Here is an 11,984-nt window from a genome sequence, read left to right on the forward strand (position 1 = left end):
GTCATCCATTCATTCGCGGTTGTTGCCTTGTTTATGGAGGGGAACTCGGGGCACGCCCCTGGCACTTACCGGTTGCGGTCTGCCCCGTCGGTGCGGGCGGGGCCGCTGGTGGGCCCGGGGTGTTCGGTGGCGGCCCAGGTGGCGAGGAGTTGCAGGGCGTCGTGGTCGGGGGTGCCGGGGGCGGCGCTGTACGCGGTGAGGGTGAGGCCCGGTTGTGCCGGTAGTTCCATGGCGTCGAAGTCGAGGGCGAGGGTGCCGACGGCGGGGTGGTGGAAGGCTTTGCGGCCGGTGTGGTGGAGGCGGACGTTGTGTTTGGCCCACGCGGCGCGGAACTCCTCGCTGCGGGTGACGAGTTCGCCGATCAGCCCGGTCAGTTCGGTGTCGTGCGGGGCGCGGCCGGCCTCGGTGCGCAGTAGGGCGACGGTGGTGTTCACGGACTCTTCCCAGCGGGGGAAGAATGCGCGGCCGGCGGGGTGGAGGAACTGGGCGCGGGCGATGTTGCTGGTCCGGGCGGCGGGGTCGGGGAAGAGCGGGGCGTAGAGGGCGCGGCCGAGGCGGTTGGTGGCGAGGATGTCGAGGCGGCCGTTGCGGATGAAGGCCGGGGAGTCGGTCATGGACGCCAGGACGCGCAGGACGCTGTCCGGCAGCGGGCCGCGGGTGCGCTTGGCGCGGCGGGCCGGACGGTTGGCGGCGGCGCGGGCGAGGTCGAAGAGGTGGGCGCGTTCGGCGTCGTCGAGCTGGAGGGCGTTCGCGACGGCGTCGAGGACTTCCTCCGAGGCACCGGCGAGACGGCCGCGTTCGAGGCGGACGTAGTAGTCGATGCTGACGCCGGCGAGCAGGGCGACTTCCTCACGGCGCAGGCCGGGCACGCGCCGGTTGCCGCCGTAGGCGGGCAGCCCGCCCTGCCGCGGGGAGATCTTGGCGCGACGGGAGGCCAGGAACTCGCGGATGTCGCTCTCGGTGCTCATGCATCCCACGCTAGGCCGGACGGCGCAGACGTGGGGGGTCCTGTCAGTACCTGTAACCGCAGACCCTTCTCCACCTGGTTGACCTGCAGTTTCCTCGATATCGGCGGCCGTCGGCGCCGCCGGGAACCGGCTCGGACGCAGGTACGGCGGCTGCCGTGGGACCCGCGCCGACAGGCCGTGGAACCGGGCCGGTCCCCCCCGATCCTCAAGGAGTTGTCCCTGATGCCGAAGCAGTCCGCACCCCAGGAGCTGGCCTGGATCGCCCCGAAGCTGGTCGAGGTCACCGACGAGGTCCTCTTCGGTGACGTGTGGGAACGGCCCGGGCTGTCGCCGCGCGACCGCAGCCTGGTGACCGTGAGCGTGCTGGCCGCCCTGTACCGGAGCGAGCAGCTCGGCTACCACCTGGGCGTCGCCCTGGACAACGGGCTGAGGGTGGAGGAGCTGTCCGAGGCGATCACGCACCTGGCCTTCTACGCGGGCTGACCCAACGCCATGACCGCGATCACCCAGCTCAAGAAGATCGCCGACCAGCGCACAGCCCGGCCTGCCGTCTGACCGACCGCACCGAAGGAGAAGAGCGATGGAGATCGTCAAGCGGCCCGCGACCATGAAGCTGCCCGATGCCTGGTTCACCGGCGACGCGTGGGCGGACGTGATCTACCGGGGCGAGGGGGCTTCCCGGGCCAGGGCGAACATGGTCCGCTTCGCGCCCGGCGCCCGTACCGCATGGCACAGCCACGGCCTGGGCCAGGCCCTGTACATCGTCGAGGGCATCGCCCTGATCCAGTCCCGCGGCGGGCAGCTCGTCGAGGCTCACCCCGGCGAGGTCGTCTGGACCCCGGCTGGCGAGGAGCACTGGCACGGCGCCGCCCCCGACCGGTTCATGGCCCACATCGCCCTGTGGGAGACCGACGACGTCGACTGGCTCGACCACGTCACCGGCGCCGAGTACAGCGGCCCGCGCCTCCTGGCACGGGACCTCGCCTGAACCACTCCACCGATCACTGCACAGATCACTGCACCGAATCACCGCACCGAATCACTGAAGCGAATCACGCACCGAAGGAACAACCATCATGCTCGGAGCCGTCATCCACGCTCCCGGGGACGTCCGCGTCGAGGAGCGCGACGCCCCGAAGATCATCCACCCGACCGACGCGGTCATCCGCACCGTCGCCACCTGCGTGTGCGGCTCGGACCTGTGGGACTACCGCGGCATCAACCCGGTCACCGCCCCCACCCCGATGGGACACGAGTACGTCGGCGTCGTCGAGGAGGTCGGCGACCAGGTCACCCTCATCAAGCCCGGCGAGTTCGTCATCGGCTCGTTCTTCGCCTCGGACAACACCTGCGAGATCTGCCGGGCCGGTTACCAGTCCTCCTGCGTGCACCGCGAATACGTCGGTGCCGGCGGAGCCCAGGCCGAACGGCTGCGGGTCCCCTTCGCGGACGGCACCCTGGTCGCCACCCCCGACCCGCCCTCCGAGGACCTGATCCCGAGCCTGCTCGCCGCCTCCGACGTGCTCGGCACCGGCTGGTTCGGCTCGGTCGCCGCCGAGGCCGGCCCCGGCAGGACCGTCGCCGTGGTCGGCGACGGCGCGGTCGGCCTGCTCGCCGTCCTGGCCGCCCGGCAGCTGGGCGCGGAACGGATCATCGCGATGAGCCGCCACGAGGACCGGCAGAAACTCGCGGTGGAGTTCGGCGCGACCGACATCGTCACCGAACGCGGCGACGAGGGCGTGGCCAAGGTCAAGGAGCTCACCGGCGGGCTCGGCGCGCACTCGGTCGTCGAGGCGGTCGGCACCCAGGAGTCGATGATGCAGGCCATCCGCTCCACCCGCCCCGGCGGGCACGTCGGCCACGTCGGCGTCGCCCACGGCGTGCAGCTGCCCGGCGAGGAGCTGTTCTACTCCCACGTCCACCTGCACGGCGGCCCGGCCCCGGTCCGCCGCTTCCTGCCCCAGCTGATCGACCTCATCCTCAACCGGACCATCGACCCCGGCAAGGTCTTCGACCTCACCCTCCCCCTCGACCAGGCCGCCGACGCCTACAAGGCCATGGACGAACGCCGCGCCATCAAGGCCCTGCTCCGCCCCTGACCCGGCGACGCCACCGCGTTCTCCTTGCTCCGTCGTCAGCCTGCACCCAGCCGGAGTCCCAAGCCCTGGCCGGTTCCTGTCTCGGCAGCGAGGTACGCCTCGGGCAGATGGACATCCCCGGCCACGTCCTGCCGGCCGGAGGCCGTCCGCACCGAGGTGTCGATGCCCTCGAGTGAGCGGCATAAATCCCTGCCGGCGCCGCGCGGATGCCGTACGGTGGAGACACCGACGCGGGGTGGAGCAGCTCGGTAGCTCGCTGGGCTCATAACCCAGAGGTCGCGTGGTTCAAATCCCGCCCCCGCTACCAACATCCGGCCCCCGGCGACCTTTCGTCGCCGGGGGCCGGCGTCGTTCGGCAGCAGGGCTCCAGGTCGTACGCCGTCGCCAGACGTATCCGGGTGCCTTCGCACCACAACGTCGCCGGTGTGGACCAGCGCCAAGGCGAAGCGAGAGATCACGGCTTCAGCGCCACGGCTCCCAACTGGGGTACGACCGTGGGCTCTACGCCGGGCTCCGGCCGCCACCGCGAGCAGGACACAAGGCCGGGCTCCAGGAGCGTGAGCCCGTCGAAGTACTGGGCGACCTCCTCGCTGCTGCGAGCGGTGACCGGCGGTTTGGCATTGGCGTTCCAGAACTCCATCGCCTCGAGCTGGAGGTCGCCGCCGAGTTCGGGCTCCGTGGTGGGATGGGTCAGTACGAGGAAGCTGCCGGGGGACAGCGCCTCCACGAGCCGACGTGCGATGGCCCGCGCCTCGTCACCGTCAAGGACGAAGTTGAGGATGCCGAGCAGCATGAGTGCGGTGGGCTTGGTGAAGTCGAGTGTCCGTCCGGCGATGCGCAGAATGGTGTCCGGGTCGTGCACGTCGGCGTCGATGTAGTCGGTGGCGCCTTCCGGAGCACTGGCCAGCAGGGCACGGGCGTGCGCGAGCACGATGGGGTCATTGTCGACGTACACGATCCGTGACTCGGGGGCGATCCGCTGGGCGATCTCGTGGGTGTTCTCCAACGCCGGCAGGCCGGTGCCGATGTCGAGGAACTGACGGATGCCGTGCTCCTGTGCCAGACAGCGCACGGCGCGGCCGAGGAACGCCCGGTCGGCGCGCGCGATGTCGCGGATGACGGGGATCATTCCGGCGACGTGATCGCCTACCTGCTGGTCGACCTCGTAGTTGTCCTTGCCGCCCTGCCAGTAGTTCCACACGCGAGCGTTGTGCGCCGTCGCGGTGTCGAGTCGCTGCACTGCGGCGGTGGCGCTCTTGTTCTCGCTCACGTCTTCCTCTCCTCACACGCCCAAGGACCGCGTGAATCAGGGCACTTGCGGTCCCGGCTGCGCTACGGCACATCCGTGGGCGTCATTCTGCCGCACACCACCGCCGTCGCGTCCCGGAACAGGTGGGACGGAGAAAACCCGGGTCTACGGGCTCTGCTCGCGGCTGCCACCACTCGGGTCGGTCCGCCCCCGCCGGATGTATTGACGTGAGAGCCTCAGCCCTGCGCAAACCAGATCGGCCCGGGTCCGGCTTCGTGGGGCATCTCGTCGGGCAGCTGCACTTCAATGGCCAAGGACCCCGGCCGACGTGTCGGGGTCCTTGGTGTGGTGCTGGTCGGTCGGCGTAGGGGCCGCACCCGGCGTCCTTGTCAGGCTGGGGTTTCCGACTGCGACTGGCCGCCTTGGGCGCGCAGTTGCTCGTTGATGCGCTGAGCTTCTTCGAGCTGGTCCTCGAGGATGACGATGCGGCACGCGGCCTCTACGGCGGTGCCCTGGTCGACGAGTTCGCGGGCGCGGGCGGCGATGCGCAGCTGGTAGCGGGAGTAGCGGCGGTGGCCGCCTTCGGAGCGCAAGGGAGTGATCAGGCGGTGTTCGCCGAGGGCGCGGAGGAAGGCTGGGGTGGTGCCGAGCATCTCGGCGGCCCGGCCCATGGTGTAGGCGGGATAGTCGTCGTCGTCGAGGGAGTCGGCGGGCCGGGTACTGCGAGGGGGCATAGACCTCTTCTTTCGGGGATGCGTCGGGGGGCCCGGGTGCCGTACTGGCACCCGGGCCCCGAGCTTTCAACACCATCTACCGGCCGACTGTGTCGGCCTTCTTTTTCCGCAGGTTCCGCCTGGGAGGGCTGGGCTGCGGGGATCGCGGATGCGTGACCGGGGACCACCTTCCAATCCGGGGCCTTGCGGTACCCGGGCGGACTCGTTCCTCGCCCGGGCGATCCTGATGGCGTTCTGCTCCTTACCTTCGGCTACTCGGTCGTACTGCTGGATAACGCGGGTGCTGCTCGCGGCCCCTTCGGGCCGCGTCCTGCTTGACCTGCATGCACGGCAGTTCCTGTCTGCCGTGCCCACTTCGACTTCCTGGGTACAAGAGAAACGGTAGCCCTGTGAATGGCGAATGTCTACCTCAGACAAGACAGATTTCCTCCGTGGTTCAGGCGAGGAGTTCTGCCTTGAGTACACCTGCACGACTGCTGCACGGCTGTGTCGCGGTGCGGGCGCCCGGGAGACTCGGGCCGAAGGCGTGGAGCGGGCGGTGACAGTCACCGTCGCGGTGACCACCGTGACCCTCGCGGGGTGTCCCTCGCCGTGCGTGACCTTTCGGGATGAGCGTCCGTGAGCTGTTCGGGGAGCCGGTGGTGCGGTGCCGACGCGCCGCGGGCGGCCTGCTTCCGTCAAGCAGTAGGAGGACGAGACGGGCGGGCGAACCGCTCGCCCACAGCGGCCGCCAGGCGTCGGCAGTCCCCTGCGCCTCCGCAGCCCGCGGTTCCTGTGAAGCCTGCAGGACCGCCCATCCGGCTGACCGCACTCCCAGTGGTGCAGCCGCCAAGTGCCCGTGCGCCGCGTACGCAGACGGCAGGCCGTCCGAAACCGCAGGCCGCTTCCGCCCCCGACCCCAGGCCGTAGGCGCATTGCGCCTGCCGCTGTCCGCTGTATGACCGGCTCTCGTACCGGCCGCAGACTTCCGTCCACCCGCCCCCAGCGCGGCAGGGTGGTCCACTGGATGCACCGACTAGGCCATGGTGGGATGCACTCACTCCCGGCATGTCGCCCGCCAGTCCGGTCAACGACTCTCCCTCCGCCCCACGGCGACCATCGACCGGACATGCAGCCGCGGTCATGAAGCCATGGGGCGGTTTCTCAAGTGTCGCTGAGCGGCTGGGCCCAGCGGGGCCCGCCCATCACCCGCGATTTCCTGGGCGCCAACCCCTCCCCCGTCAAGCTCCGCGAGGTCATGACCGCCCTGCGCGACGGCAACGGACTCGCCCCCGCCCAGAGACCAAGGCGGTCACCACCGCCGAACTGCTCGCAGACCGGGCCGCCGTCCGGGATGCCGCCGCCTCCGGCGAGAGCGGCACGCCTGTCGCCGGCCTGGTGGCGCCGCGCTGCCCCCGGTCACCGTCTGGGCCTTCCGCGCCAAGTCCGTGAACGCTCTTCGCGCCCGCTGTCGCCGTCGCTCGGAGAGCTGGATGGCCGGTAAATATAATCTGCCGCATGTCGAAGCCTGACGAGCTGCTCGTTGATGTCGCCGCCCTGGTGGAGTCCGGGCAGAGCAACCAGATGTCCCTGACCGTGGTCACCGGTGGTGCTGTCATCACCGGTCGGCTGGCTCCCGAAGCAGTGTGGAGGCAGAGGGTGTCGGATGTGTTGGCGGATTCCGCCCGCTTGGGGGAGTTCTCGGCCGTCTTCGACACCCCCGCGAAGAAGGACGGGCCCCCCGCTCATCTGCACTTCCACGTCGCCCGGATCCTGCAGGGCACGGTCGGCATCCCGGAGACAGGCGGGATGTACCGCGTGGCGATCGCCGACGTCAGCGCCTGGACCATGGGTGACTTCAGCTATTCCGACTGAGCGCCCACTGCGGCGGGCCGGGCGGCCGTAAGCACCGGAACGGGCCGGCCCGCCGGAACGGCGTGGCGCAGGCGAGCCGAGGCGACTGCCGCCCTTCCCTGCGTCGGCCGCCCTCACGGACGCGGGCGGAGCGGCCGTTCGTACATTGCGGTTCATGTGGAGCCTTCCTTGATATGGCACATATCAAGGAATTCCCGCAAGCGATGAGCAGCACGGAATTGCAAGTGCGGGCCAGCGTCAAAGCAAATCCGGCTGACGGGAATCCGCGCGGGCGGAGACCCTTGAAATAGGTGACGCACGCAGGGGGACGTCGAATCCGGGCGTTGTCTGCGGTGCAGCTCTTCAGGATGCGCCCGCGTCTCCGAAGGAGGAGTAGCGTGCGGTGGGACGGGTTTTCCCGAGCCGTCCCACGGTGAAACCGCTCCGGGAAATGGGTACAGCCGGGGCCCGCACCCCAAGGATGCGGGCCCCGGCTGCAACTGTGCGTCAGCGTCAGGCCGGAACGATGTTCTCGGCCGTCGGGCCCTTCTGGCCCTGCGCGATGTCGAAGCTCACCTTCTGGCCTTCGAGCAGCTCACGGAAGCCTTGGGCGGCGATGTTCGAGTAGTGGGCGAACACGTCAGCGCCGCCGCCGTCCTGCTCGATGAAGCCGAATCCCTTTTCCGCGTTGAACCACTTCACGGTACCGGTGGCCATGTCATGTCTCCTTTGGGGCAGTACATCGGAATCCACACCGTGCGGACGCCGTGTCGCCGCGATGATTACCCCGCCCGGAAAATGACCGGAAATACAAAAGCGCTCCACCCGGCAGGAGCCGACTGGGGGCACTTGAAGTTTTGGGAACCACAACTGCAACGGAGATGGACAGTAGCACACCGCTACGGCCTGTGTCGGTCAAGTAATTCCTCTCCGCCCGTCGCGGCAAAAACTCTCACTGCATCGTCCCCCAAACCCTCACGGCATGGTCCGTCAAATTCTCACCTCAAGAGCACAGATATTGACTCACTCGCAGTGCAACGTTCCACAGGACGAGCAGAGTCGTCAGCCGCTACCTGAGCTCCCGGGCGCCATGACGTGTGCGGCCGTCCGGAAGATCGCCTCAACGCACGCGGCGGACGATCCGCCGCCACCCCACCGGCCGGCCGTCGCGGGTTTTCAGGCCTCGCGCTCGTCGGAGTGTCATCGCCGTGCACATGGCGACTCCCACCGCCGCTGGGGAGGCGAAGCGGGGTGCCCCTACGAGACCCTGACGGCGTCCTCCGATGCAGCGCCTCCCCCAGGGCTGGCCGCGGTCGGTGTGGGCACCTCCTCACTCGGCGGCCACCGTCGCCTGCCACGCGCCCGGGCGTTTGCCTGTGGCCTTGTGGAAGAACACCGAGAAGTTGGATGCGTCGGGGAAGCCGAGCATGTCGGCGCAGCGGGCGGCGGTGAGGCGGTCGTGTGCGAGGAGCCGTTTGGCTTCCAGGGTGATCCGTTCGACGATGTACGCCTTCGCGGTGCGGCCGGTGGCCTGCTGCACCGCTCGTGAGAGGGTGCGGGGCGCGTATCCCAGCGCACGGGCGTAGTAGCCGGCGTCGTGGTGTTGCCGGAAGTGCGCTTCGACGCTGGAGCGGAACAACCGGAACACCGGAGGGGTGAGCCGTGCTTCGGCGTGCGGTGGGTGCAGTCGGGTGATGAGCGCGGAGAGCAGGATTTCGGGAAGCTCCGTCCGGGAGTCATTGGGTGGGGCGGATGCTTCGAGGAGGAGATGGCTGCGCGCCGTGTCGACGAAGAGCCAGTCGGCGTCGGGGATGCTCCAGTGGGCGGCCGGGTCAGGGGAGGCGACCAGTTCTCGGGTCGCATGGGTGACCGGCGCGGTCGGCACGAACAGCACGAGGTGCCCTGCCACGTCGGCGATGTCGCCCCACCGGTGCACGGCGCCGGGTGGAATCCACACCGCGGAACGATCTTGGAGCGGGTGGCGGCGGAAATCGACGGTGACTGAGCCGGGTCCGGCGTCGATGACGGCAAGGACGTGGAAGTCGGCGCGCTGCGTGCCGCCGTCGTTCAGCTCGCGAAGACGGCCGAACGTCATCGTCTCGACCGAGGCGGCGCGGCGTCCCGCGGGCTGGTAGGTCATTTGCCGGATCAAACTCACGTGTCCAGTTTTCACCATCGGGCGACCAGTCAGGCCGATGCCCCGTCCGGGTGCAGAAGTTTCAATGAATGCACAGAGCGATCGCTCAGAGCATCGACCGGAAGAGCCATCATGAACACGACGCAGCAGACGCTACTGCCCACTTACGACCATCGACCGGGGACCGGACCGACTCTGGTGTTCCTGCACTATTGGGGCGGTTCCGCCCGCACCTGGGACCTCGTCGTCGACCACCTGGCGGGCCGTGACGTGCTCACGGTCGACTTCCGCGGGTGGAGCCGGTCGAGCGCTCTGCCCGGTCCCTACACGCTCGGTCAGCTCGCCGACGACACGCTCGCCGTGCTCGCGGATGCGGGGGTCACCGACTACGTCCTGGTGGGGCATTCGATGGGCGGCAAGGTCGCACAGCTGGTCGCGGCCACCCGGCCCGCCGGCCTGCGCGGCATGGTTCTCGTCGGCTCCGGCCCGGCGAAGCCTGCCGCACAGGTCACTCCCGAGTACCAGGAAGCCCTGTCGCACGCCTACGACTCCGCCGAGTCCGTGGCCGGGGCACGGGATCACGTCCTCACCGCGACCGAGCTGCCCGCGTCGGTCAAGGCGCAGATCGTGACCGACTCGCGGACCGTCACCGACGCCGCCCGCACCGAGTGGCCGCTGCACGGCATCGCGCAGGACATCACCGAACACACGCGCATGGTCAGCGTGCCCGTTCTCGTCGTCGCCGGAGAACACGACCAGGTGGAGCCCGTCGGCTTGCTCCGCGACAACCTGGTGCCCTACCTCTCCCACCCCGACTTCGTGGTGATCCACCACACCGGTCACCTGATCCCGCTGGAAGCCCCGGCCGACCTCGCCGACGCCATCACCGCATTCGCGCCGGCAGCCTGACCGTCCCCGCAGCCCGACGACGGGCTGCGCCCCTGATCACCCGCCCCACAGGGCCGGGACAGGCCCTGCCGCGCTGCACCGCACCCGACAGATTGCTTGTACGCCGGCCGCAAAGCGGCCGGCACCGCATCGTGGACGACCCGAGCCGGCCGCCCGGGGTTCCGGGGCAACGCGGTGATCGTGCACCGTGTCGAGCGGTGTGTCGCAACCGACGGGGCGCGGTGGCCCTTCGCCCTGCGCGTGGCGAGCTGACCTCCGGCCGCTTACCGCGCCGGCGGCGGAGACCGTCGCCCGGTCACTGGTCGCCTTGTGTGTCAGGGGCGGGTTTCCCAGATGGCGGCGATCGTGGGCGCAGTCCGGTCCTGGTCGGGTGATCGGCGTACCTGTATCTGCCCCGCGGACCCCCACAGCGCGTCCGGCTCGTCCGGCGGCAGCCTCACTGACCAGCCGTCAGAACGAGCGTCGATCGAGCGTCAAGACCACGTGCCCAGACGCGAGGCCGGGCCGTCCGAGCCGGATCAGCTGCCTTCGCATGACGGGTGGAACACCAGGTCAGCGGCGGCTGAGGAGGTTGCGGTGAGTCTCCACATCGTGCACCCACCGAAACAGGTCGATGCGACCTGCCCGGTTCCTGCGAGATCAGGAAAACCGCAGGTCAGATGGCCTTTGCTGCGGGCTCAAGAATCGCAACGCACTCCACGTGATGCGTCATCGGAAACAGATCGAACGCCCGCAGCGTCCGTACCCGGTACCCCCCGTCCCGGAAGTACGCCAGGTCGCGGGCGAGGGCCGCCGGGTCGCAGGCTACGTAGGCGATGCGGCGGGCGCCGAGGGACGACAGGTGGGCCACCGTCTGGCGGCCCGCGCCCGCGCGGGGCGGGTCGAGGACGATGAGGTCGACCTCCGTGATGCCGGTGCGCGGCAGGACCGACTCGACCTTGCCCTGCTCGACGCGGACCCGGGGGAAGTCGGCCAGGTTGTGGCGGGCGTCCTCCACCGCGCGCTTGCCGGACTCGATGCCGAGGACCGCGCCCTTCTCGCCGAGGCGGTCGGCGAGGGCGCCGGCGAAGAGGCCGACGCCGCAGTAGAGGTCCAGCGCCATCTCGCCCTTGCGCGGGAGGAGGCCCTGCATGACCGCTGTGACCAGGGTGTCCGCCGCCTTCGGGTGGACCTGCCAGAAGCCGCCGCTGCCGACCCGGTGGGTGCGGCCGTCGGCGCGTTCGCGGACGAAGGCGCGGCCGTGGACGCGGTGGATGCCGCCGTCGTGCTCGTCGACCCGCATGACCGAGACCGGGCGGTCGAGTTCGACGAGGGGGAGGCGGGCGCCCGGGCGCGGCTCCAGGATGACCATGCGGTCCTGGGAGCCGGTCGCGGCGATCGCCTCCACCGCGGCCATGCCCGACCAGTCACGCTCCTCGATGCCCAGCTCGCTGACGCCCGGCGCCGCGATCATGCAGTGCTCGATCGGCTCCACCTCGTGCGAGCGGTGCCGGCGCAGTCCGGCGTTGCCGTCGGCGTCGACGGCGTACTGCACGCGGGTCCGCCACTGCGGCACCTCGCCCGCCGGCAGCTTGTCGCCCTCGGCGGGCATCACCGTGCCGTCCCAGCCGGCCTCCTCGGGAGTGAGACCCGCGAGCCGCTGGAGCTGTTCGGCGATCACCTCGCCCTTGAGGCGGCGCTGGGCGCCCGGCTTTGCGTGCTGCCAGTCGCAGCCGCCGCAGCGTCCGGGGCCGGCGTAGGGGCAGGGGGCCGGCACCCGGTCCTTGGAGGCGTCCAGGATGTCCACCGCGTCCGCGCGCAGGAAGCGGGCGCCTTCCTCGCCCTCGGTCACCTTGGCCACGACCCGCTCGCCGGGCAGCGCGTGCCGGACGAACAGCACCTGGCCCTCGGCGGTCCTGGCGATGCAGTGCCCGCCGTGCGCGACCGGGCCGACCTCGACCTCGTACTCCGTCCCCACCAGCGACTTCTTCGGTTCTGCCTGCATGGCGGGGTGACTCCAGATCAAGGGGGAGGGAAACGGCCCGGGCGGGGGCCGACGACAGCCCACCAGTCTAC

The 11,984-nt window shown here is 70.0% G+C and carries 11 protein-coding genes and 1 tRNA gene; 6 read left to right on the plus strand and 6 right to left on the minus strand.

Annotated features, from left to right (window positions below):
* Window positions 1–65 precede the first annotated feature (65 nt).
* Window positions 66–968 (minus strand): helix-turn-helix transcriptional regulator, encoded by a 903-nt coding sequence (locus ACFY0K_RS40000; RefSeq protein WP_390643998.1) that lies wholly within the window; start codon window positions 966–968, stop codon window positions 66–68.
* A gap of 222 nt (window positions 969–1,190) precedes the next feature.
* Between ACFY0K_RS40000 and ACFY0K_RS40005 the strand changes: the two genes are divergently transcribed.
* From ACFY0K_RS40005 to ACFY0K_RS40020, 4 genes are all read left to right on the plus strand, one after another.
* Window positions 1,191–1,451 carry a carboxymuconolactone decarboxylase family protein gene (locus tag ACFY0K_RS40005; protein ID WP_390643999.1) on the plus strand — a complete coding sequence of 87 codons (261 nt, stop codon included), beginning with the start codon at window positions 1,191–1,193 and terminating at the stop codon, window positions 1,449–1,451.
* Between the two features lie 97 nt (window positions 1,452–1,548).
* Complete coding sequence (locus ACFY0K_RS40010; RefSeq protein ID WP_390644000.1) at window positions 1,549–1,956, plus strand: cupin domain-containing protein; 408 nt, start codon at window positions 1,549–1,551, stop codon at window positions 1,954–1,956.
* An 88-nt stretch (window positions 1,957–2,044) separates the two neighbouring features.
* On the plus strand, window positions 2,045–3,067 hold the full coding sequence (locus ACFY0K_RS40015) for a zinc-dependent alcohol dehydrogenase family protein (protein ID WP_390644001.1): 1,023 nt from the start codon (window positions 2,045–2,047) through the stop codon (window positions 3,065–3,067).
* A 229-nt stretch (window positions 3,068–3,296) separates the two neighbouring features.
* Window positions 3,297–3,374: transfer RNA gene (locus tag ACFY0K_RS40020), tRNA-Met, on the plus strand.
* A gap of 147 nt (window positions 3,375–3,521) precedes the next feature.
* Here the strand turns inward: ACFY0K_RS40020 and ACFY0K_RS40025 are convergent.
* Complete coding sequence (locus ACFY0K_RS40025; RefSeq protein ID WP_390644002.1) at window positions 3,522–4,337, minus strand: SAM-dependent methyltransferase; 816 nt, start codon at window positions 4,335–4,337, stop codon at window positions 3,522–3,524.
* 368 nt (window positions 4,338–4,705) lie between these two features.
* The gene (locus ACFY0K_RS40030) at window positions 4,706–5,050 is read right to left on the minus strand and encodes a MerR family transcriptional regulator (RefSeq protein WP_390644003.1); all 345 of its coding nucleotides are present in this window, start codon (window positions 5,048–5,050) and stop codon (window positions 4,706–4,708) included.
* Between the two features lie 1,497 nt (window positions 5,051–6,547).
* On the opposite strand from ACFY0K_RS40030, the gene ACFY0K_RS40035 reads away from it, so the two are divergent.
* Window positions 6,548–6,904 carry a hypothetical protein gene (locus tag ACFY0K_RS40035; RefSeq protein ID WP_351960172.1) on the plus strand — a complete coding sequence of 119 codons (357 nt, stop codon included), beginning with the start codon at window positions 6,548–6,550 and terminating at the stop codon, window positions 6,902–6,904.
* A gap of 492 nt (window positions 6,905–7,396) precedes the next feature.
* On the opposite strand, the gene ACFY0K_RS40040 is transcribed toward ACFY0K_RS40035, so the two are convergent.
* Window positions 7,397–7,600, minus strand: coding sequence for a cold-shock protein (locus tag ACFY0K_RS40040; RefSeq protein WP_004986771.1), 204 nt, complete (start codon window positions 7,598–7,600; stop codon window positions 7,397–7,399).
* 613 nt (window positions 7,601–8,213) lie between these two features.
* Window positions 8,214–9,059, minus strand: a complete 846-nt coding sequence (locus ACFY0K_RS40045) for a helix-turn-helix domain-containing protein (protein ID WP_390644004.1) — start codon at window positions 9,057–9,059, stop codon at window positions 8,214–8,216.
* A gap of 93 nt (window positions 9,060–9,152) precedes the next feature.
* Between ACFY0K_RS40045 and ACFY0K_RS40050 the strand changes: the two genes are divergently transcribed.
* On the plus strand, window positions 9,153–9,929 hold the full coding sequence (locus ACFY0K_RS40050; protein WP_390644005.1) for an alpha/beta fold hydrolase: 777 nt from the start codon (window positions 9,153–9,155) through the stop codon (window positions 9,927–9,929).
* Window positions 9,930–10,584: 655 nt separating this feature from the next.
* On the opposite strand, the gene ACFY0K_RS40055 is transcribed toward ACFY0K_RS40050, so the two are convergent.
* Window positions 10,585–11,913, minus strand: coding sequence for a class I SAM-dependent RNA methyltransferase (locus ACFY0K_RS40055; protein ID WP_390644006.1), 1,329 nt, complete (start codon window positions 11,911–11,913; stop codon window positions 10,585–10,587).
* Window positions 11,914–11,984 lie beyond the last annotated feature (71 nt).

The sequence above is a fragment of the Streptomyces sp. NPDC001507 genome (assembly GCF_042894765.1).
Classification (GTDB): Bacteria; Actinomycetota; Actinomycetes; order Streptomycetales; family Streptomycetaceae; genus Streptomyces.

Bases quoted from the DNA above. Each gene is read 5' to 3' on its own strand.
- ACFY0K_RS40000 (WP_390643998.1), bottom strand. From the start codon at position 968: ATGAGCACCGAGAGCGACATCCGCGAGTTCCTGGCCTCCCGTCGCGCC.
- ACFY0K_RS40005 (WP_390643999.1), top strand. From the start codon at position 1,191: ATGCCGAAGCAGTCCGCACCCCAGGAGCTGGCCTGGATCGCCCCGAAG.
- ACFY0K_RS40010 (WP_390644000.1), top strand. From the start codon at position 1,549: ATGGAGATCGTCAAGCGGCCCGCGACCATGAAGCTGCCCGATGCCTGG.
- ACFY0K_RS40015 (WP_390644001.1), top strand. From the start codon at position 2,045: ATGCTCGGAGCCGTCATCCACGCTCCCGGGGACGTCCGCGTCGAGGAG.
- ACFY0K_RS40030 (WP_390644003.1), bottom strand. From the start codon at position 5,050: ATGCCCCCTCGCAGTACCCGGCCCGCCGACTCCCTCGACGACGACGAC.
- ACFY0K_RS40035 (WP_351960172.1), top strand. From the start codon at position 6,548: ATGTCGAAGCCTGACGAGCTGCTCGTTGATGTCGCCGCCCTGGTGGAG.
- ACFY0K_RS40040 (WP_004986771.1), bottom strand. From the start codon at position 7,600: ATGGCCACCGGTACCGTGAAGTGGTTCAACGCGGAAAAGGGATTCGGC.
- ACFY0K_RS40045 (WP_390644004.1), bottom strand. From the start codon at position 9,059: ATGGTGAAAACTGGACACGTGAGTTTGATCCGGCAAATGACCTACCAG.
- ACFY0K_RS40050 (WP_390644005.1), top strand. From the start codon at position 9,153: ATGAACACGACGCAGCAGACGCTACTGCCCACTTACGACCATCGACCG.
- ACFY0K_RS40055 (WP_390644006.1), bottom strand. From the start codon at position 11,913: ATGCAGGCAGAACCGAAGAAGTCGCTGGTGGGGACGGAGTACGAGGTC.